Source organism: Lelliottia nimipressuralis, from assembly GCF_004402045.1.
Lineage (GTDB): Bacteria > Pseudomonadota > Gammaproteobacteria > Enterobacterales > Enterobacteriaceae > Enterobacter > Enterobacter chinensis.
Window position 1 is genome coordinate 108,899 of record NZ_SOMG01000003.1, and the last position, 20,178, is coordinate 129,076.

Here is a 20,178-nt window from a genome sequence, read left to right on the forward strand (position 1 = left end):
AAACTGTAGCAGGAAGGAACAGCATGACTGATGTAACTGTAAAATCGCTGGCTGCTGAGATTCAGACCTCCGTGGACCGCCTGGTACAGCAATTTGCTGATGCAGGGATCCCGAAGTCCGCTGATGACTCGGTGACCGCGCAAGAAAAACAAACCTTGTTAACGCACCTGAACCGTGAACACGGTTCTACGCCTGACAAGTTAACGCTGCAGCGCAAAACGCGTAGCACGTTAAACATCCCTGGTACCGGTGGCAAAAGCAAATCGGTACAAATTGAAGTCCGCAAGACGCGCACCTTTGTAAAACGTGATCCGCAAGAGGCAGAACGCCTTGCCGCGGAAGAGCAGGCACAGCGTGAAGCGGAAGAACAAGCTCAGCGTGAGGCGGAAGCAACCGCCAAACGTGAAGCAGAATTAAAAGCTGAACGTGAGGCCGCAGAAAAAGCGAAACGCGACGCAAGTGATAAAGTGAAGCGTGACGCTGCGGAAAAAGACAAAGTGAGCAATCAACAGACCGACGAAATGACAAAAACCGCCCAGGCTGAAAAAGCCCGCCGTGAAAATGAAGCTGCCGAGCTGAAGCGTAAAGCGGAAGAAGAAGCCCGCCGTAAGCTTGAAGAAGAAGCTCGCCGTGTGGCTGAAGAAGCGCGCCGTATGGCAGAAGAAAACGAGAAAAATGGTGTGAATACCGCTGAACCGACTGAAGATACCAGCGATTATCACGTGACCACCTCTCAGCACGCGCGTCAGGCTGAAGACGACAACGACCGTGAAGTTGAAGGTGGTCGCGGTCGTACTCGCAGTACTAAAGCTGCGCGCCCTGCGAAAAAAGGCAATAAGCACGCTGAATCCAAAGCTGACCGTGAAGAAGCACGCGCTGCCGTTCGCGGTGGTAAAGGCGGTAAGCGTAAAGGTTCCGCTCTGCAGCAGAGCTTCCAGAAGCCAGCTCAGGCCGTAAACCGTGACGTTGTGATCGGCGAAACCATCACCGTTGGCGATCTGGCGAACAAGATGGCAGTCAAAGGCTCTCAGGTCATCAAAGCGATGATGAAACTGGGCGCCATGGCAACCATCAACCAGGTTATCGATCAGGAAACCGCACAGCTGGTTGCCGAAGAGATGGGCCATAAAGTTATCCTGCGTCGTGAAAACGAGCTGGAAGAAGCAGTAATGAGCGACCGTGACACAGGTGCTGCGGCTGAACCGCGTGCACCGGTTGTGACCATCATGGGTCACGTTGACCACGGTAAAACCTCTCTGCTTGACTACATTCGTTCTACTAAGGTTGCCTCTGGTGAAGCGGGTGGTATTACCCAGCACATCGGTGCTTACCACGTAGAAACAGAAAATGGCATGATCACCTTCCTGGATACCCCAGGCCACGCAGCGTTTACCTCAATGCGTGCTCGTGGTGCTCAGGCTACGGATATCGTTGTACTGGTTGTTGCAGCAGATGATGGCGTGATGCCACAGACCATCGAAGCTATTCAGCACGCGAAAGCGGCGCAGGTGCCTTTGGTTGTTGCAGTCAACAAAATCGATAAGCCAGAAGCCGATATGGACCGCGTGAAGAACGAACTGTCTCAGTACGGCGTTATGCCGGAAGAGTGGGGCGGTGAAGCGCAGTTCATCCCAGTATCTGCAAAAGCGGGTACCGGTATCGACGACCTGCTGAATGCTATCCTGCTGCAGGCTGAAGTTCTGGAGCTGAAAGCGATCCGTAATGGTATGGCGAGCGGCGCGGTGATCGAATCCTTCCTGGATAAAGGTCGTGGTCCGGTTGCAACTGTTCTGGTTCGCGAAGGTACGCTGAACAAGGGCGACATCGTTCTGTGTGGCTTCGAATACGGCCGCGTTCGTGCGATGCGTAACGAACTGGGTCAGGAAGTGCTGGAAGCGGGTCCGTCCATTCCTGTGGAAATCCTGGGTCTGTCCGGTGTTCCGGCTGCTGGTGACGAAGTGACCGTTGTGCGTGACGAGAAGAAAGCGCGTGAAGTGGCACTGTATCGTCAGGGCAAATTCCGTGAAGTTAAACTGGCTCGTCAGCAGAAATCTAAACTCGAGAACATGTTTGCTAACATGACCGAGGGTGAAGTTCACGAAGTGAACGTCGTTCTGAAAGCCGACGTTCAGGGTTCTGTGGAAGCGATCTCCGACTCCTTGCTGAAACTGTCTACTGACGAAGTTAAAGTGAAGATCATCGGTTCTGGCGTAGGTGGTATCACCGAAACCGACGCCACCCTGGCTGCTGCATCCAACGCGATCCTGGTTGGCTTCAACGTTCGTGCGGATGCGTCTGCGCGTAAAGTGATTGAAGCCGAAAGCCTGGATCTGCGTTACTACTCCGTCATCTATAACCTGATCGACGAAGTGAAAGCAGCGATGAGCGGCATGCTGTCTCCTGAGCTGAAACAGCAGATCATCGGTCTGGCTGAAGTGCGTGACGTGTTCAAATCACCGAAATTCGGTGCGATCGCGGGCTGTATGGTTACCGAAGGTAACATCAAGCGTCACAACCCAATCCGCGTCCTGCGCGACAACGTGGTTATCTATGAAGGCGAGCTGGAATCCCTGCGCCGCTTCAAAGATGACGTCAACGAAGTCCGTAACGGCATGGAATGTGGTATCGGCGTGAAGAACTACAACGACGTTCGCGTTGGCGATATGATCGAAGTGTTCGAGATCATCGAAATTCAGCGTACTATTGCATAATGACTGATGTCGGCCGGGAACGCCTCGCGCCACCCGGCAATAATTTTAAAAAGGGGCTTTAGCCCCTTTTTTGTCTGGAGAATTTATTATGGCGAAAGAATTTGGTCGCCCACAGCGCGTAGCGCAGGAAATGCAGAAAGAGATCGCACTCATTCTGCAACGTGAAATCAAAGACCCACGCGTCGGCATGATGACCACCGTTTCCGGTGTGGAAATGTCCCGTGATCTGGCCTATGCCAAAGTGTTCGTCACCTTCCTGAACGATCAGGACGAAGCCGCAGTGAAAAACGGCATTAAAGCGCTACAGGAAGCTTCTGGTTTCATCCGCTCTCTGCTCGGCAAAGCGATGCGCCTGCGTATCGTGCCTGAACTGACCTTCTTCTACGACAACTCGCTGGTCGAAGGTATGCGCATGTCCAACCTGGTGACCAGCGTGGTTAAACATGACGATGAGCGTCGTGTTAACCCGGCGGACGACAGCAAGGAGGACTAATGAGTCGTCCTCGTCGTCGTGGTCGCGACGTGCATGGTGTGCTGCTGCTGGATAAACCCCAGGGCGCTTCCAGCAACGACGTGCTGCAAAAAGTTAAGCGTATTTTTAACGCCAACCGTGCGGGCCACACCGGCGCGCTCGATCCGCTGGCAACCGGTATGCTGCCGGTCTGTCTGGGAGAGGCGACAAAGTTTTCCCAGTACCTGCTCGACTCCGATAAGCGTTATCGCGTCATCGCTAAACTGGGCCAGCGCACGGATACCTCCGATGCGGATGGCCAGGTGGTAGAAGAGCGTCCGGTGACGTTCAGCGCGGAACAGCTTGATGCTGCGCTGGAGAGCTTCCGTGGGGACACGATGCAGGTGCCGTCGATGTATTCGGCGCTAAAATATCAGGGGAAAAAACTCTACGAATATGCGCGCCAGGGTATTGAAGTCCCGCGTGAAGCCCGTCCGATAACCGTGTATGAGCTGCTGTTTATTCGCCACGAAGGTGACGAACTGGAGCTGGAAGTACACTGTTCGAAAGGGACCTATATTCGCACCATTATCGACGACCTCGGGGAAAAGCTGGGCTGTGGCGCGCATGTGATTTACCTGCGCCGCCTGGCGGTGAGCAAGTACCCGGTGGAGCGGATGGTGACCCTGGAACAGCTGTGCGAGCTGGTTGAGCAGGCACAAGTTCAGGGGATTGCACCGGCAGATTTGCTCGATCCACTGCTGATGCCAATGGACAGTCCGGCAGCAGACTTCCCGGTCGTTAATCTTCCTTTAACATCGTCCGTTTACTTTAAGAACGGTAATCCGGTTCGTACGGCGCAAGCGCCGCTGGAAGGACTGGTCCGCGTCACCGAAGGTGACGAAGGCAAGTTCATCGGGATGGGCGAAATGGATGGCGAAGGGCGCGTTGCGCCGCGTCGTCTGGTCGTCGAATATCCGGTCGAAGCGTGACGGTGATAACGGCTCACCTTGCGATAAGCAGGGGAGACGAGTAGAATATCGCCGCTTAACGCCTGGTAAATTGTTTAACAATCTGCGAGGCGTACATGGGGTCGCTGAATTAGAGATCGGCACCCTTACATTCTTTATATTTTGGAGTTTGAAAATGTCTCTAAGCGTTGAAGCTAAAGCTAAAATCGTTTCTGAGTTTGGTCGTGGTACTAACGACAGCGGTTCTACCGAAGTTCAGGTTGCACTGCTGACTGCACAGATTAACCACCTGCAGGGTCACTTTGCAGAGCACAAAAAAGATCACCACAGCCGTCGTGGTCTGCTGCGTATGGTTTCTCAGCGTCGTAAACTGCTCGACTACCTGAAACGTAAAGATGTTGCACGCTACACCGCGCTGATCGAGCGTCTGGGTCTGCGTCGCTAAGTCTTGCGAGTTTCAGAAAAGGGGGCCTGATGGCCCCTTTTTTCAACCAGACGGCAGCAATTCACTGGAAACTATTGTATTGTTGCTATAAATGATCTTCATTGCAGAGGTTCGCGCGGCTAATGAGAGGCTTCACCCATGGGGGTGTTGGTTGTCATTAGTCGCGAGGATGCGAAGAAGGTCGGGTTAAATCGACAGCACACCGGTGGTGTGCTGTCAAACATTTAAGAAAGGACAGAACTTTGCTGAATCCGATCGTTCGTAAATTCCAGTACGGTCAACATACCGTCACGCTGGAAACCGGCATGATGGCACGTCAGGCTACTGCTGCCGTTATGGTAAGCATGGATGACACTGCGGTATTCGTTACCGTTGTTGGCCAGAAAAAAGCTAAACCAGGTCAGGATTTCTTCCCGCTGACCGTTAACTACCAGGAGCGTACCTACGCTGCCGGTAAAATCCCGGGTGGTTTCTTCCGTCGTGAAGGCCGTCCAAGCGAAGGTGAAACCCTGATCGCGCGTCTGATTGACCGCCCGGTTCGTCCGCTGTTCCCGGAAGGCTTCGTTAACGAAGTGCAGGTTATTGCGACCGTTGTTTCCGTTAACCCACAGGTTAACCCGGACATCGTGGCGATGATCGGTGCATCTGCTGCCCTGTCACTGTCTGGTATTCCATTCAATGGTCCAATCGGTGCGGCGCGCGTTGGTTACATCAATGACCAGTATGTGCTGAACCCAACTCAGGAAGAGCTGAAAGAAAGTAAGCTGGACCTGGTTGTTGCGGGTACTGAAGCGGCTGTGCTGATGGTTGAATCCGAAGCTGAACTGCTGAGCGAAGACCAGATGCTGGGCGCAGTGGTCTTCGGCCACGATCAGCAGCAGGTTGTTATCCAGAACATCAACGACCTGGTGAAAGAAGCCGGTAAACCACGTTGGGACTGGCAGCCTGAAGCGGTAAACGACGCGCTGAACGCACGCGTTGCTGCACTGGCGGGCGCACGTCTGAGCGATGCATACCGCATCACCGACAAGCAAGAGCGTTACGCGCAGATTGATGTCATCAAATCTGAAACCATCGCTACGCTGGTTGCTGAGGATGAATCTCTGGACGCTAACGAGCTGAGCGAAATTCTGCACGCTATCGAGAAAAATGCTGTTCGTAGCCGCGTACTGGCAGGCGAGCCGCGTATCGATGGTCGTGAGAAAGACATGATCCGCGGTCTGGACGTTCGTACTGGCGTACTGCCACGTACTCACGGTTCTGCACTGTTCACCCGTGGCGAAACTCAGGCGCTGGTTACCGCGACCCTGGGTACTGCGCGTGACGCACAGAACATCGACGAACTGATGGGCGAGCGCACCGACAGCTTCCTGTTCCACTATAACTTCCCTCCGTACTCCGTAGGTGAAACCGGTATGGTTGGCTCGCCTAAGCGTCGTGAAATTGGTCACGGCCGTCTGGCGAAGCGCGGCGTGCTGGCAGTGATGCCAGAAGCGGATAAATTCCCGTACACCGTGCGTGTGGTTTCTGAAATCACTGAATCCAACGGTTCTTCTTCCATGGCTTCCGTGTGTGGCGCATCTCTGGCGCTGATGGATGCAGGCGTGCCGATCAAAGCCGCTGTTGCGGGTATCGCAATGGGTCTGGTGAAAGAAGGCGACAACTTTGTTGTGCTGTCTGACATTCTGGGCGACGAAGATCACCTGGGTGATATGGACTTCAAAGTGGCGGGTTCCCGCGACGGTATCTCTGCTCTGCAGATGGATATCAAAATTGAAGGCATCACCAAAGAGATCATGCAGGTTGCTCTGAACCAGGCTAAGGGTGCACGTCTGCACATCCTGGGCGTGATGGAACAGGCGATTAACGCGCCACGTGGCGACATTTCTCAGTTTGCGCCGCGTATCCACACCATCAAGATCAATCCAGACAAGATCAAAGATGTTATCGGTAAGGGCGGTTCCGTAATCCGTGCGCTGACCGAAGAGACTGGCACCACGATCGAAATCGAAGATGACGGTACTGTGAAAATCGCAGCAACCGACGGCGAGAAAGCGAAATTCGCGATTCGTCGTATCGAAGAAATCACTGCAGAAATCGAAGTGGGCCGCGTCTACGCAGGTAAAGTGACCCGTATCGTTGACTTTGGCGCGTTCGTTGCCATTGGTGGCGGTAAAGAAGGTCTGGTTCACATCTCTCAGATCGCTGACAAGCGTGTAGAGAAAGTGACCGATTACCTGCAGATGGGTCAGGAAGTACCGGTTAAAGTTCTGGAAGTTGATCGCCAGGGCCGTATCCGTCTGAGCATTAAAGAAGCAACCGAGCAGTCTCAGCCAGCTGCTGCGCCAGAAGCACAGGCAGCAGAACAGCAAGGCGAGTAAGTTGCAATTTGCCCTCCGCTTTGCGGAGGGCCTATTATCAGGCAGGACGCCTTGTTAAGCCGCCGGGGGACAGGACGTTCATCCAATTGTTGTCTTCGGGAGTGGGAAATGAAGCCTTTTTTGCGCTGGTGTTTCGTTGCGACAGCTTTAACGCTGGCAGGATGCAGCAACTCTGCCTGGCGTAAGAGCGAAGTCCTCGCAGTGCCATTGCAACCGACTTTGCAGCAGGAAGTGATCCTGGCACGCATGGAACAAATACTTGCCAGTCGGGCTTTAACCGATGACGAACGCGCACAGCTTTTATATGAGCGCGGAGTGTTGTATGATAGTCTCGGTCTGAGGGCATTAGCGCGAAATGATTTTTCACAAGCGCTGGCTATCCGACCTGATATGCCTGAAGTATTCAATTACTTAGGCATTTATTTAACGCAGGCAGGCAATTTTGATGCTGCCTATGAAGCGTTTGATTCTGTACTTGAGCTTGATCCAACTTACAACTACGCGCACTTGAATCGCGGTATCGCATTGTATTACGGCGGTCGTGATAAGTTAGCGCAAGATGATCTGCTGGCGTTTTATCAAGACGATCCTAATGATCCTTTCCGTAGCCTGTGGCTTTACATCGTTGAGCGGAAGCTCGATGAGAAGCAGGCAAAAGAGGCACTGAAGCAGCGCTTCGATAAATCGGACAAGGAACAGTGGGGATGGAACATTGTCGAGTTCTACCTGGGCAACATTAGCGAAGCAACGCTGATGGAACGCCTCAAGGCGGACGCAACGGATAACACCTCGCTCGCTGAGCATCTCAGTGAAACCAACTTCTATTTAGGTAAGTACTACCTAAGTCTGGGGGATATGGACAGCGCTACGGCACTGTTCAAATTAGCGGTTGCTAACAACGTACACAACTTCGTTGAGCACCGTTATGCATTGTTGGAATTATCGCTCTTGGGCCAGGAGCAAGACGACCTGGCAGAATCGGACCAGCAATAGCTGACGACATAAACATCAGCCCGTAATCTTTTGATTGTCATCACCTTAACTGGTGAGGGCGTTGTTGTTCGTCAATACACCTACTTTGAGCCGGTTCACACTTTTCAATGAAAATTGCTAATCATTTTCACGATGAGCTAAGTAGACTGGCCGCCATTAATATCGAGGCACTTGTACTACATGGCTGAATTCGAAACCACTTTTGCAGATCTGGGCCTGAAGGCTCCTATCCTTGAAGCCCTTAACGATCTGGGTTACGAAAAACCATCTCCGATCCAGGCTGAGTGTATCCCACACCTGCTTTCTGGTCGTGACGTGCTGGGCATGGCCCAGACTGGTAGCGGTAAAACTGCAGCGTTCTCGCTGCCGCTGCTGAACAACATTGATCCGGACCTGCGTGCACCGCAGATCCTCGTCCTGGCTCCAACCCGTGAACTGGCTGTTCAGGTTGCTGAAGCAATGACGGAATTCTCTAAACATATGCGCGGCGTAAACGTGGTAGCCCTGTACGGCGGCCAGCGTTATGACGTGCAGTTACGCGCCCTGCGCCAGGGTCCACAGATTGTTGTCGGTACGCCGGGCCGTCTGCTGGATCACCTGAAGCGCGGTACTCTGGACCTCTCAAAACTGAGCGGCCTGGTACTGGATGAAGCAGATGAAATGCTGCGTATGGGCTTCATCGAAGACGTCGAAACCATCATGGCGCAGATCCCGGACGGTCATCAGACCGCGCTGTTCTCTGCCACCATGCCAGAAGCGATTCGTCGTATCACCAAACGCTTCATGAAAGATCCTCAGGAAGTGCGTATTCAGTCCAGCGTAACCACTCGCCCGGACATCAGCCAGAGCTACTGGTCTGTGTACGGCATGCGCAAAAACGAAGCGCTGGTACGTTTCCTGGAAGCGGAAGATTTTGATGCGGCGATTATCTTCGTTCGTACTAAAAACGCGACCCTGGAAGTGGCTGAAGCCCTGGAACGTAGCGGCTACAACAGCGCAGCGCTGAACGGCGACATGAACCAGGCCCTGCGTGAGCAGACTCTGGAGCGTCTGAAAGACGGTCGTCTGGATATCCTGATTGCAACCGACGTGGCAGCACGTGGTCTGGACGTTGAGCGTATCAGCCTGGTTGTAAACTACGACATCCCAATGGATTCAGAGTCTTACGTTCACCGTATCGGTCGTACCGGTCGTGCGGGTCGTGCTGGCCGTGCATTGCTGTTCGTTGAGAACCGCGAGCGTCGTCTGCTGCGTAACATCGAACGCACCATGAAGCTGACCATTCCAGAAGCTGACCTGCCAAACGCAGATCTGCTGGGCAAACGTCGTCTGGAAAAATTTGCCGCGAAAGTACAGCAGCAGCTGGAAAGCAGCGATCTGGATCAGTACCGTGCGCTGCTGTCGCAGATTCAGCCTACCGCTGAAGGCGAAGAGCTGGACATGGAAACCCTGGCTGCAGCGCTGCTGAAAATGGCTCAGGGCGAACGTAGCCTGATCGTGCCACCAGATGCACCGATGCGTCCTAAGCGTGAATTCCGTGACCGTGACGATCGCTTCGAACGTCGTGGTGACCGTAACGATCGTAACGATCGTGGTCCACGTGCAGACCGTCCAGAGCGTGGTGGTGAAGACCGTCCACGTCGTGAACGCCGTGACGCGGGTGACATGGAACTGTACCGCATTGAAGTGGGCCGTGATGATGGTGTTGAAGTTCGTCACATCGTTGGCGCGATCGCTAACGAAGGCGACATCAGCAGCCGTTACATTGGTAACATCAAGCTGTTCGGTACGCACTCTACCATCGAACTGCCAAAAGGCATGCCGGGTGAAGTACTGCAGCACTTTACGCGTACCCGCATCCTGAACAAGCCGATGAACATGCAGCTGATGGGCGATGCACAGCCACGCCCTGACCGCGGCGGTGAACGTCGTGGCGGTGGTCGCAGCTTCGGTGGCGAACGTCGTGAAGGCGGTCGCAGCGAAGGTCGCGGTGGTGAACCTCGTCGTTTCTCTGGCGAGCGCCGTGAAAGCCGTGGCCCACGTCGTGACGAAGGCACCAGCCGTCGCCGTGACGCGTAAGCCTTACGCAACTGACGTAAAGTAAAATATACAGCCCCGATACACGCTATCGGGGCTTTTTTTATTCCTTTTGTACTCTTGTACTGGTACAGTGCGTCACATTAAAATGCAGAACCGCATTATTGACTGGAGAATAGGCTGTATGGCGACACTAACCACCACCCAAACGTCACCTTCGCTGCTTGGCGGCGTGGTGATCATCGGCGGAACCATTATTGGTGCCGGGATGTTCTCCCTGCCCGTGGTCATGTCCGGTGCGTGGTTCTTCTGGTCGCTGGCCGCGCTGGTCTTTACCTGGTTCTGCATGCTCCATTCCGGGCTGATGATCCTCGAAGCCAACCTGAACTACCGCATTGGCTCCAGCTTCGACACCATCACCAAAGATCTGCTAGGCAAAGGCTGGAACCTGGTGAACGGGCTTTCCATCGCGTTTGTACTCTATATCCTGACCTATGCGTATATTTCGGCGAGCGGCTCGATTCTGCATCACACCTTCTCGGAAATGTCGCTGAACGTTCCGGCGCGTCTGGCGGGATTGTGCTTTGCACTGGGCGTGGCGTTTATCGTCTGGATGAGTACCAAAGCGGTGAGCCGGATGACGGCCATCGTATTGGGCGCAAAGGTTATCACCTTCTTCCTGACGTTCGGCAGCCTGCTGGGGCACGTGACGCCGGCAACGCTGTTTAACGTCGCCGAAGTGAATACTTCCTACACGCCGTATCTGCTGATGACGCTGCCGTTCTGCCTGGCGTCGTTCGGCTACCACGGTAACGTACCAAGCCTGATGAAATACTACGGCAAGGATCCGCGTACCATCGTGAAGTGTCTGGTCTACGGTACGCTGCTGGCGCTGGGGCTGTACGTCATCTGGCTGCTTGGGACGATGGGTAACATCCCGCGCCCGGAATTCATCGGCATTGCGCAGAAGGGCGGTAACATTGATGTGCTGGTGCAGGCGTTGAGCGGCGTGTTGAATAGCCGCAGTCTGGATCTGCTGCTGGTGGTATTCTCCAACTTTGCGGTGGCGAGCTCGTTCCTCGGCGTGACGCTGGGCTTGTTTGACTACCTGGCGGACCTGTTTGGCTTTGATGATTCTGCGATGGGGCGCTTCAAAACTGCGCTGCTGACCTTCCTGCCACCTATCGTGGGTGGCCTGCTGTGGCCGAACGGTTTCCTGTACGCCATCGGCTATGCAGGGCTGGCGGCAACTATCTGGGCGGCAATTGTGCCCGCGCTGCTGGCACGTAAATCACGTAACCGCTTCGGCAGCCCTAAATTCCGCGTCTGGGGCGGCAAGCCGATGATTGCGCTGATTCTGGTGTTTGGTGTTGGCAACGCGCTGGTCCACGTGCTGTCGAGCTTCAACCTGTTGCCTGTGTATCAGTAAACAGAAAGCCCGGTGGCGCTACGCTTACCGGGCCTACATGGATCGCGTAGGCCGGATAAGGCGAAGCCGCCATCCGGCAAAAAGGCTACCCCACCAACTCCTCTTTCACCTGCATCGCCAGCTCAAACGAATGCAAACGCGCCTGGTGATCGAAAATCTGGCCGTTAACCATAATCTCATCGGCCTGCGTCTCACGCAGCACCGCTTCAAGCCCGTGACGCACCTTCGCTTTATCACCCACCAGCGACATGCTCAGCGCCTGTTGAACGCCATACTGCTCGGAGGCTGACCACAGCTGATGCATATTTTCCACTGGCGGCGGAAGCTGGCCCGTCTCACCGCGACGCAGCTTCACAAACGCCTGCTGCATGGAGGTAAACAGGAATTCCGCGTCGCGATTGCTGTCGGCGGCAATGATATTGATACACACCATCGCGTACGGTTTCTCCAGACGCTCGGACGGTTTGAAGTTCGTGCGGTAGAGATGCAGCGCCTGATGCAGCATATCCGGTGCGAAGTGCGAGGCAAACGCAAACGGCAGCCCCAGCTGTGCGGCAAGCTGCGCGCTATAAAGACTTGAACCTAACAGCCACACCGGGATCTTCTCACCATAGCCTGGCACCGGGCGCACGTGCGGGTTCGGGTCACGCGCGTCGAACCAGTCCACCAGTTCAGCCACGTCGCGTGGGAAATTGTCGATATCGCCGCTCATATGGCGACGCAGGGCGCGCATGGTCGGCTGGTCACTGCCCGGCGCCCGGCCAAGCCCTAAATCTATACGGCCCGGATAGAGCGTATTCAGCGTGCCAAACTGCTCGGCAATCACCAGCGGGGCGTGGTTCGGCAGCATCACGCCGCCGGAGCCCAGGTGCAGGGTAGTGGTATTGGCCGCCAGATAGCCGATCAGAACCGAGGTTGCCGCACTGGCGATGCCGACCATGTTGTGGTGCTCGGCCAGCCAGTAGCGGTGATAGCCACGTTTTTCTGCTAACTGAGCGAGATCGAGAGAGTGTGAAAAGGCCTCTCTTGCCGAGGAGCCTTGTGGGATCGGCGCCAGATCCAGCACCGAAAACGGAATGGTTTTGTCAGTCATAACAGCTCACTTTGTCGACGGTCATTCTTTAATACTGCATTAAAAAATCATAACCGTTGTTAACAAAGTGAGCCTTTTTTAGGACTGCAGTTCCAGCCCGGCGAGACGTCTCCAGTAACCGTTGCAGTCGCTGTTAGCCTGCAGCGGCAGCGGAGAGGCACCGTTTTCATTCGCGCGGAAGGCGTCCAGCATCGCGAATACGCGAGTATCGAGCGGCGACAGCCGAACCATGTCCACCAGCCCGTTCATTGATGCCAGCTCATTGCCCAGGTTATAGACATAGCCACTCATGGTCTGAATGCCGTTCAGAACAAACACCTGCTGATTCTCCTGCGATAGCATGCTGCGTCCGTTCGGGTACTTAATGCAGCAGGTTTCGCACTCGTCTTTCGGCCGGTCTTCCGAGCGTGCGGTAAAGCAGCGCGCAGAGTAAGCCAGCGGCAGATGACCGTAGCTCAGCACTTCCACTTCAAACTTATTGCGAATGCCCAGCTCTTCACACTGGGTGAGCAGGTTTGCCAGCCAGTCGCGGGAGAGTTCAACCGGCATGCACCAGCGCGTCATCCCCTGCTTAAGCAGCAGGCGCAGGGTCACGGCGTTATAGCAGTTCAGGGCATGGCCCGCGACAAACGGCAGCTTGCGCTCGGCGCACATGTTCACCACGCCGAGGTCGCTCGCTTCCAGCAGGAATTCGCCGTTTTCGACATAGCGCTTCAGCTCGCCCAGTTCGGAAGACGCCTGCACCAGCGCAAGCGTCGAAAGCACCACCTGTTTGCCACTTCCGGCGAGGGTTTTCGCCATATCCAGCCAGTCGCCCACTTTGGTCGCCCGACGTTTGCTGCACACCGCTTCGCCCAGGTAAATCACATCGGCGCTGCTGCTGGCGGCCTGTTGGTAAAAATCTTCCAGCGTCTCTTTTGGCCAGTAGTAGAGAACGGGTCCTAATGAATATTTCATGATGATCTCACTGCCATTTACGGTGATACGCGCCCAGCGTGGTTTGCGTGCCTTCGGACATCGATCCGAGCGTCTCCATCCACGCCGGTTGCGCGGCGTAATTCTGCGGGTCCGCCATGCAGCGGTCGATGGCCTGACGCCACACTTTCGCCACCTGGCTCACATAGGCCGGGCTGCGCTGACGACCTTCGATTTTCACCGAGGCAATATTGGCCGCCAGCAGTTCCGGCAGCAGCTCCAGCGTGTTAAGGCTGGTGGGCTCTTCCAGCGCGTGGTAGCGCTCGCCGTCGACCAGATAGCGACCTTTACACAGGGTTGGATAACCGGCGTTTTCACCATCCTGATAGCGATCGATCAACACCTCATTCAGGCGAGATTCCAGCCCCTGCGGCGTTTGCTGCCAGCGGACAAAGCGGGCAGGGGAGCAGGCCCCGACGGTATTAGGCGATTCCCCTGTTAAATAAGAGGAAAGATAGCAACGGCCTTCGGCCATAATGCACAGGCTGCCGAAGGCAAAAACTTCCAGCGGTACTGGCGTGACGCGCGCGAGTTGCTTAACCTGATGAATAGAGAGCACGCGCGGCAGCACCACGCGGGCCACATCAAAGTGTTGATGGTAAAAACGTACGGCCTCTTCGTTGGTGGCAGATGCCTGAACAGAGACGTGGCGCTCAATATGGGGATAGCGTTCTGCCGCATACTCAAGCATGGCGAGGTCGGCCAGGATCAGCGCATCGGCTCCCAGCTGTGCTGCCATATCCACCGCGCGCTGCCAGCGGGCGTAGCCGTCAGGATGGGCAAAGGTATTAATGGCGATATGCAGTTTGCGGCGGTGCTGGTGAACGAAGTTAACGGCTTCCTGAAGCTTTTTCTCCGTAAAGTTGAGGCCAGCAAAATGGCGGGCATTGGTATCATCTTTCAGCCCGATATAGACCGCATCGGCCCCATTTTCGATGGCCGCCTTAAGCGCCGGAAGGTTTCCGGCAGGGCAGAGCAGCTCCATAATTTATCCTGATGTAGTCGAACGCAAAATTGTTAACGAGCTGGGATTTTAATTAACCCATACGCGACAATTTTTGATTTAAGGCAGCTAATGGCGTATTGATGACACCAATAATGAGGTGCGCCGGACGATGGTTTGTTGATTTACGCCGCTATGTTGTCCTTCGGATATGGCAAAATAGCGGGACTATAGATATCAGGGAGTAAAGCTCGTGCTGGATAAACTGCGTTCACGTCTCGTACAATTTGGTCCATCAATGCTGAGCGTGCCGGTAAAACTGGCGCCGTTCGCGCTTAAACGCCAGGTGCTGGAGCAGGTCCTGAGCTGGCAGTTCCGTCAGGCGCTGCAGGATGGCGAGCTGGAATTCCTGGAAGGCCGCTGGTTAAGCATTGAGGTGCGCGACATCGGTCTGCGCTGGTTTACCTCTGTTGAGAATGACCAGCTGATCGTACGCGAATCCGCCGACGCGGACGTGAGCTTTAGCGCCAACGCCAGCGATCTGCTGATGATCGCCGCGCGCAAGCAAGATCCGGATACGCTCTTCTTCCAGCGCCGTCTGGTGATTGAAGGCGATACGGAGCTTGGCCTGTACGTTAAGAATTTAATGGATGCCATTGAGCTGGAGCAGATGCCGAAAGCGCTGCGCGTGATGTTAATGCAAATGGCAGATTTCGTTGAGGCCGGGCTGAAAACCCCGCCGGACGGTAAACACACTTCAGTAGGTGAGCCATGCTGATTCGAGTCGAAATTGGGATTGATGCGCCGGGGATCGATGCGTTGCTGCGCCGCTCTTTTGCGAGCGATGCCGAAGCCCAACTGGTCCACGATCTTCGCGAAGACGGCCTGATTACGCTGGGGCTGGTTGCCACCGATGACGAAGGTCAGGTGGTGGGCTATGTTGCCTTCAGTCCGGTAACCGTTCAGGGCGAAGAGCTCCAGTGGGTAGGAATGGCGCCGCTGGCGGTGGATGAAAGCTATCGCGGGCAGGGTCTGGCGCGCCAGCTGGTCTATGAAGGGCTGGATTCGCTCAATGAGTTCGGTTATGCGGCCGTTGTTACGCTGGGCGATCCGGCGTTCTATGGCCGTTTAGGCTTTGAGCAGGCCGCACATTACGATCTCCGTTGCCGCTGGCCGGGTACGGAATCCGCCTTCCAGGTACATCGTCTGGCGGACGATGCGTTCAACGGCGTGAATGGCCTGGTAGAGTACCACGACCATTTCAATCGCTTTTAATCAGGCTCTCGCGTAGCGCCTCAAATGAGCCATCTCCGGTCACGAGGCGCTCTTTCTGGCGCTTCGTCAGCTGTTTAATCCGGTATTCCAGCCTGAGCGCCAGCGATCTGTCGCCCACGGCGGCTGAAAATGCCAGCTGCAATTCCCCTTTTCCCCGCAGCGCCTTCGCCCCTTTCCCCGTTTGATGTTGTAAAAAACGCCGCGCCACATCGGTAGTGATCCCGGTGTAGAGAGCGTTATCAGCGGTTCGGACAAGATAGAGAAACCAGCACACGGTAAACGGATTCAGTATGTTAAGGTGAACGCACCATAGCATGAGAGAGAATGAAAATGGAAACACTGGCCGCCATTAACCGCTGGCTGGCGAAGCAGCATGTTGTCACCTGGTGCGTGTACAGCGAGGGGGAGATGTGGTGTGCAAACGCGTTTTACTACTACGATCCAGAGCGCGTTGCTTTTTACGTCATGAGCGAAGACAAAACGCGTCATGCGCAGATGACTGGCCAGCAGGCAAAGGTGGCGGGTACGGTGAACGGCCAGCCTAAAACGGTCGCGCTGATCCGTGGTGTGCAGTTCAAAGGTGAAATTCGGCGTCTGGACGGAGAAGAGAGCGACGCGCGTCGTAAGCTCTACTCGCGCCGCTTTCCCGTTGCCGCTGCGCTAAAAGCCCCGGTGTGGGAAATCCGCCTCGATGAGCTGAAATTTACCGACAACACCCTGGGCTTTGGCAAGAAGCTGCACTGGTTACGCGCCGAGCAGGCGTAGCGCTTCGCGGTTAAACGCCGGGAGATCGTCCGGGGTTCGGCTGGTAATCAGCTGATCTTTGTCGTTGACCACTTCCTGATCGTAAAACTCGGCCCCCGCGTTTTTCAGATCGATAACGATCGGTTTCACGGCCGTAAGCTTACGCCCGCGTACAACCTCAGCGCTGATAAGCAGCTGCGGGCCGTGACAGATGGCAAAGACCGGTTTGCCGGTCGAGACAAAGTCCCGTGTAAAGGTCACAAAACGCTCGTCCCCGCGTAGGGAATCCGGGGAATGGCCGCCGGGTAACAGCAGGGCGTCAAAATCTGAGGGACTAACGTTATCGATAGTCTCGTCGATGGTCACGCTGGCCTCGCCCTTATGGCCCTTCACCGTTTTGCCTGCTTCTTTCTCAATGGTGATGACCTCATGTCCCGCCTTGCGGAACGCCTCTGCGGGAGAGGTAAATTCTGAATCTTCAAACTCGTCGGTAATCAAGACTGCGATTTTCTTGCCCATGCTTCCTCCGTTGTTTTGGCTTCAGACAGATTTTTCTCCGCTTGTGGTAAATACTTACCTGTAACAGACTTCTATACCCGTCATACTTCAAGTTGCATGTGCGTTGGCTGCACTCGTTCACCCCAGTCACTTACTTATGTAAGCTCCTGGGGATTCACTCCCTTGCCGCCTTCCTGCAACTCGAATTATTTAGGGTATAAGTGTGGTCGACCACGCTGAGTTCGCAAACGGACAATTCTGTAAAGGAGATAAGATGAGTCAGGTACTGATAACAGGCGCAACCGGACTGGTGGGTGGGCATTTGCTGCGGCTGCTGATTCAGGATCGTCGCGTGAACTATATCGCTGCCCCGACGCGACGGCCACTCGCGGACGTTTCCGGCGTCTTTAACCCGCACGACCCGCAGCTGACTGACGCGCTGGCACAGGTGCAGGATCCGATTGATATCGCCTTTTGTTGTCTTGGTACGACCCGGCGCGAGGCGGGCAGTAAAGAGGCATTTGTGCATGCGGACTACACGCTGGTGGTGGACACGGCACTCACGGCCAAAAGGCTGGGGGCCAAACATTTCCTCGTGGTCAGCTCGCTGGGCGCCAGTGTCGGATCGCCCTTTTTCTACAACAAAGTGAAGGGCAAAATGGAAGAGGCGCTGATTGCCCAGAAGTGGGAGCACCTGACGATTGTTCGCCCTTCCATGCTGCTGGGACACCGGGACGAACGACGTTTCAATGAGTCAATCTTCGCACCGCTGTTCCGCATCCTTCCCGGAAACTGGAAATCCGTTGAGGCGCGGGACGTGGCGCGTGCCATGTTGAAAGAGGCGCTTTCACCATCGAAGGAAGGGGTGAACATTATCCCTTCGGCAAAACTGCGTGAAATCGCGCAGGGCGAGGCGTAAACTCCCCCGGCTAATTACCTAATACTCTCCGGGGAATGCTATGACTGGTCAGTCTTCATCTCAGGCGGCAACACCTGTTCAATGGTGGAAGCCCGCACTCTTCTTTCTCGTGGTCATTATTGGCCTCTGGTACGTGAAATGGCAGCCGTACTACGGTAAAGCCTTTACGGCTGCCGAAACGCACAGCATCGGTAAATCTATTCTCGCGCAGGCTGATGCCAGCCCGCTGCAGGCGGCGTGGGACTATGCCATGGTCTACTTCCTTGCCGTCTGGAAAGCCGCCGTTTTAGGCGTCATTCTGGGCTCACTGATTCAGGTGCTTATCCCCCGTAACTGGCTGGTGAAAACCCTCGGGCAGCCGCGCTTTCAGGGCACGCTGCTGGGAACGATTTTCTCCCTGCCGGGCATGATGTGCTCCTGCTGTGCCGCGCCTGTGGCGGCAGGGATGCGTCGCCAGCGCGTGTCGATGGGCGGCGCGCTGGCGTTCTGGATGGGCAACCCGCTGCTCAACCCGGCGACGCTGGTGTTTATGGGCTTTGTGCTGGGCTGGCATTTCGCGTTCATCCGCCTGGTGGCCGGGCTGCTGACCGTGCTGGTCGTCGCGACGCTGGTGCAAAAATGGGTGAAGGATACTGACGCAGAACCCGCCTCAGTTGAGCTGGACGTCAGCGAGCCGCAGGGCGGTTTCTTCGCACGCTGGGGCAGGGCGCTATGGCAGCTTTTCTGGAGCACCATCCCGGTTTATATCCTGGCGGTACTGGTGCTGGGGGCGGCGCGCGTCTGGCTGTTCCCGCATGCGGATGGTGCTATCGATAACACGCTAATGTGGGTCATTGCGATGGCCGTTGCAGGCTGCCTGTTCGTTATCCCGACGGCCGCTGAAATTCCCATTGTTCAGACCATGATGCTTGCCGGGATGGGCACCGCGCCAGCGCTGGCGCTTCTTATCACCCTGCCGGCAATCAGCCTGCCGTCGCTCATCATGCTGCGTAAGTCATTCCCGGCGAAAGCGCTGTGGCTCACCGCAGGGCTGGTGGCGTTGAGTGGGGTGATTGTGGGGAGTATTGCTTTGCTGTAAAAAAAAGCCCGGTAGCGCTAGCGCTTACCGGGCCTACAGTCAGGTGTGGCTTACTTGATGTAAGTAAACGCGGTGGTGACGTGCTTCACGCCGCTCACCCGGCTGGCGATATCGGCCGCCGCTTTTCCTTCACGTTCGGTTACCAGACCCAGCAGGAACACTTCGCCGTTTTCAGTCGTCACTTTCACGTTGGAAGATTTGACCTGGTCCGAGCCCAGCAGCTGGGAACGCACTTTGGTGGTGATCCAGGTATCGGAAGAGGCATCACCTAAACCAATTGGCTTGCCCTGGCGCACTTCGTTAAACACCTCTGTGGTACCTTCAACACCCATCGCAATTTGCTTCGCACGAGAGGCAAGTTCCATATTCGGCGCCTGGCCTGCCAGCAGCACTTTGCCCTGATAAGCCGTCACGTTGATACGCGCTTCTTTCTTGATTTGTTCGTCTTTCGACAGCGCACTGTTAACGCGCAGCTCCAGCGTACCGTCATCTACCTGTGTACCCACTGTGCGTGGATCGGTTGCCGCTTTGGTGCCTACCGCGGCGGTACCCACAACGGCCGCAGCGATACATCCCTGAAGCAGTAATGCAGACATAAGGACTGCGAGGGTCGATAAAGCCTTCATAAGAACTCCTTAATCATCCTGGTGAGGGAAAAGCGTGTTATCGATCAGATCGCATAGGCAGTTTACTGTCAGCATATGCATCTCCTGAATACGTGCGCTCCGGTGAGACGGAATGCGGATTTCCACATCCTGCGGCCCAAGCAGACCCGCCAGCTCACCACCGTCATAGCCGGTTAAGGCCACGATAGTCATGTCACGGGTGACGGCGGCTTCAACGGCTTTGACAATATCCCGGCTGTTGCCGCGCGTGGAGATTGCCAGCAGCACATCTCCAGCATGACCCAGGGCTCGCACCTGCTTCGCGTAAATTTCGTCATGCAGACGATCGTTAGCAATCGCTGTTAAGACCACATTATCGGTATTAAGTGCAATGGCAGGTAAACTCGGGCGTTCTGTTTCAAAGCGATTGATCATGCTGGCAGCAAAATGCTGTGCGTTGGCGGCTGACGTGCCGTTGCCACAACAGAGGATTTTGTTGCCATTAAGCAGGGATTGCACCAGCGTCATTGCGGCACGCGAGATAGCATCCGGAAGGGCTTCCGCCGCGGCAATCTGAGTCTGGATGCTTTCTGTGAAGCACACTTTAATTCTTTCGAGCACGTTATCCCT

At 55.3% G+C, this 20,178-nt stretch carries 21 protein-coding genes; 14 read left to right on the forward strand and 7 right to left on the reverse strand.

What is annotated here, in order from left to right; translation table 11 throughout:
* Positions 1–23 precede the first annotated feature (23 nt).
* The 9 genes from infB to mtr all read left to right on the forward strand — a co-directional run bounded on the left by infB (position 24) and on the right by mtr (position 11,418).
* The gene (gene infB, locus E3U32_RS01690) at positions 24–2,711 is read left to right on the forward strand and encodes a translation initiation factor IF-2 (RefSeq protein ID WP_134347422.1); all 2,688 of its coding nucleotides are present in this window, start codon (positions 24–26) and stop codon (positions 2,709–2,711) included.
* An 88-nt stretch (positions 2,712–2,799) separates the two neighbouring features.
* On the forward strand, positions 2,800–3,204 hold the full coding sequence (gene rbfA / locus E3U32_RS01695) for a 30S ribosome-binding factor RbfA (protein WP_003024988.1): 405 nt from the start codon (positions 2,800–2,802) through the stop codon (positions 3,202–3,204).
* Entirely contained in the window at positions 3,204–4,154 is a 951-nt protein-coding gene (truB, locus tag E3U32_RS01700) for a tRNA pseudouridine(55) synthase TruB (RefSeq protein ID WP_134347423.1), read from the forward strand. The genes rbfA and truB overlap by 1 nt, the downstream gene beginning before the upstream one ends.
* Before the next feature lie 154 nt (positions 4,155–4,308).
* Entirely contained in the window at positions 4,309–4,578 is a 270-nt protein-coding gene (gene rpsO / locus E3U32_RS01705) for a 30S ribosomal protein S15 (RefSeq protein ID WP_003861789.1), read from the forward strand.
* A 242-nt stretch (positions 4,579–4,820) separates the two neighbouring features.
* Positions 4,821–6,959, forward strand: coding sequence for a polyribonucleotide nucleotidyltransferase (pnp, locus tag E3U32_RS01710; protein ID WP_134347424.1), 2,139 nt, complete (start codon positions 4,821–4,823; stop codon positions 6,957–6,959).
* Between the two features lie 108 nt (positions 6,960–7,067).
* The gene (gene nlpI / locus E3U32_RS01715; RefSeq protein ID WP_061096959.1) at positions 7,068–7,952 is read left to right on the forward strand and encodes a lipoprotein NlpI; all 885 of its coding nucleotides are present in this window, start codon (positions 7,068–7,070) and stop codon (positions 7,950–7,952) included.
* 107 nt (positions 7,953–8,059) lie between these two features.
* A complete protein-coding gene (yrbN, locus tag E3U32_RS01720) occupies positions 8,060–8,140 on the forward strand; it encodes a protein YrbN (protein WP_097397692.1) in 81 nt (26 codons plus the stop codon).
* Entirely contained in the window at positions 8,133–10,031 is a 1,899-nt protein-coding gene (locus tag E3U32_RS01725) for a DEAD/DEAH family ATP-dependent RNA helicase (protein WP_134347425.1), read from the forward strand. Before yrbN ends, E3U32_RS01725 begins: the two co-directional genes overlap by 8 nt.
* Before the next feature lie 142 nt (positions 10,032–10,173).
* Positions 10,174–11,418: a tryptophan permease gene (gene mtr, locus E3U32_RS01730; protein WP_134347426.1), complete on the forward strand. Its 1,245-nt coding sequence runs from the start codon at positions 10,174–10,176 to the stop codon at positions 11,416–11,418.
* Positions 11,419–11,503: 85 nt separating this feature from the next.
* Here the strand turns inward: mtr and E3U32_RS01735 are convergent, their stop codons facing one another.
* From E3U32_RS01735 to ubiU, 3 genes are all read right to left on the reverse strand, one after another.
* Complete coding sequence (locus tag E3U32_RS01735; protein WP_134347427.1) at positions 11,504–12,511, reverse strand: luciferase-like monooxygenase; 1,008 nt, start codon at positions 12,509–12,511, stop codon at positions 11,504–11,506.
* A gap of 78 nt (positions 12,512–12,589) precedes the next feature.
* Positions 12,590–13,468, reverse strand: coding sequence for a U32 family peptidase (locus E3U32_RS01740; RefSeq protein WP_134347428.1), 879 nt, complete (start codon positions 13,466–13,468; stop codon positions 12,590–12,592).
* 7 nt (positions 13,469–13,475) lie between these two features.
* On the reverse strand, positions 13,476–14,471 hold the full coding sequence (gene ubiU, locus E3U32_RS01745) for a ubiquinone anaerobic biosynthesis protein UbiU (protein WP_134347429.1): 996 nt from the start codon (positions 14,469–14,471) through the stop codon (positions 13,476–13,478).
* Between the two features lie 211 nt (positions 14,472–14,682).
* Between ubiU and ubiT the strand changes: the two genes are divergently transcribed.
* Together ubiT and E3U32_RS01755 are read left to right on the forward strand one after the other, a co-directional pair.
* On the forward strand, positions 14,683–15,207 hold the full coding sequence (gene ubiT / locus E3U32_RS01750; RefSeq protein WP_029739636.1) for a ubiquinone anaerobic biosynthesis accessory factor UbiT: 525 nt from the start codon (positions 14,683–14,685) through the stop codon (positions 15,205–15,207).
* The gene (locus tag E3U32_RS01755; RefSeq protein WP_134347430.1) at positions 15,201–15,704 is read left to right on the forward strand and encodes a GNAT family N-acetyltransferase; all 504 of its coding nucleotides are present in this window, start codon (positions 15,201–15,203) and stop codon (positions 15,702–15,704) included. The genes ubiT and E3U32_RS01755 overlap by 7 nt, the downstream gene beginning before the upstream one ends.
* On the opposite strand, the gene E3U32_RS01760 is transcribed toward E3U32_RS01755, so the two are convergent.
* Entirely contained in the window at positions 15,691–16,020 is a 330-nt protein-coding gene (locus tag E3U32_RS01760) for a GIY-YIG nuclease family protein (RefSeq protein WP_023309323.1), read from the reverse strand. The genes E3U32_RS01755 and E3U32_RS01760 overlap by 14 nt on opposite strands.
* 14 nt (positions 16,021–16,034) lie before the next feature.
* On the opposite strand from E3U32_RS01760, the gene E3U32_RS01765 reads away from it, so the two are divergent.
* Entirely contained in the window at positions 16,035–16,469 is a 435-nt protein-coding gene (locus E3U32_RS01765; protein WP_134347465.1) for a YhbP family protein, read from the forward strand.
* Here E3U32_RS01765 and E3U32_RS01770 read toward each other — a convergent pair.
* Positions 16,449–16,967: a type 1 glutamine amidotransferase domain-containing protein gene (locus E3U32_RS01770; protein ID WP_008501486.1), complete on the reverse strand. Its 519-nt coding sequence runs from the start codon at positions 16,965–16,967 to the stop codon at positions 16,449–16,451. The two genes, E3U32_RS01765 and E3U32_RS01770, sit on opposite strands and share 21 nt — an antisense overlap.
* Before the next feature lie 253 nt (positions 16,968–17,220).
* Here E3U32_RS01770 and E3U32_RS01775 point away from each other — a divergent pair, with 253 nt between their 5' ends.
* Together E3U32_RS01775 and E3U32_RS01780 are read left to right on the forward strand one after the other, a co-directional pair.
* Positions 17,221–17,865, forward strand: a complete 645-nt coding sequence (locus tag E3U32_RS01775) for an NAD(P)H-binding protein (RefSeq protein ID WP_134347431.1) — start codon at positions 17,221–17,223, stop codon at positions 17,863–17,865.
* Between the two features lie 40 nt (positions 17,866–17,905).
* Positions 17,906–18,943 carry a permease gene (locus E3U32_RS01780; protein WP_134347432.1) on the forward strand — a complete coding sequence of 346 codons (1,038 nt, stop codon included), beginning with the start codon at positions 17,906–17,908 and terminating at the stop codon, positions 18,941–18,943.
* A gap of 50 nt (positions 18,944–18,993) precedes the next feature.
* Here the strand turns inward: E3U32_RS01780 and dolP are convergent, their stop codons facing one another.
* Positions 18,994–19,569: a division/outer membrane stress-associated lipid-binding lipoprotein gene (gene dolP, locus E3U32_RS01785; protein WP_008501489.1), complete on the reverse strand. Its 576-nt coding sequence runs from the start codon at positions 19,567–19,569 to the stop codon at positions 18,994–18,996.
* A gap of 9 nt (positions 19,570–19,578) precedes the next feature.
* On the reverse strand, positions 19,579–20,169 hold the full coding sequence (gene diaA, locus E3U32_RS01790; RefSeq protein ID WP_003861754.1) for a DnaA initiator-associating protein DiaA: 591 nt from the start codon (positions 20,167–20,169) through the stop codon (positions 19,579–19,581).
* Positions 20,170–20,178: the final 9 nt, after the last annotated feature.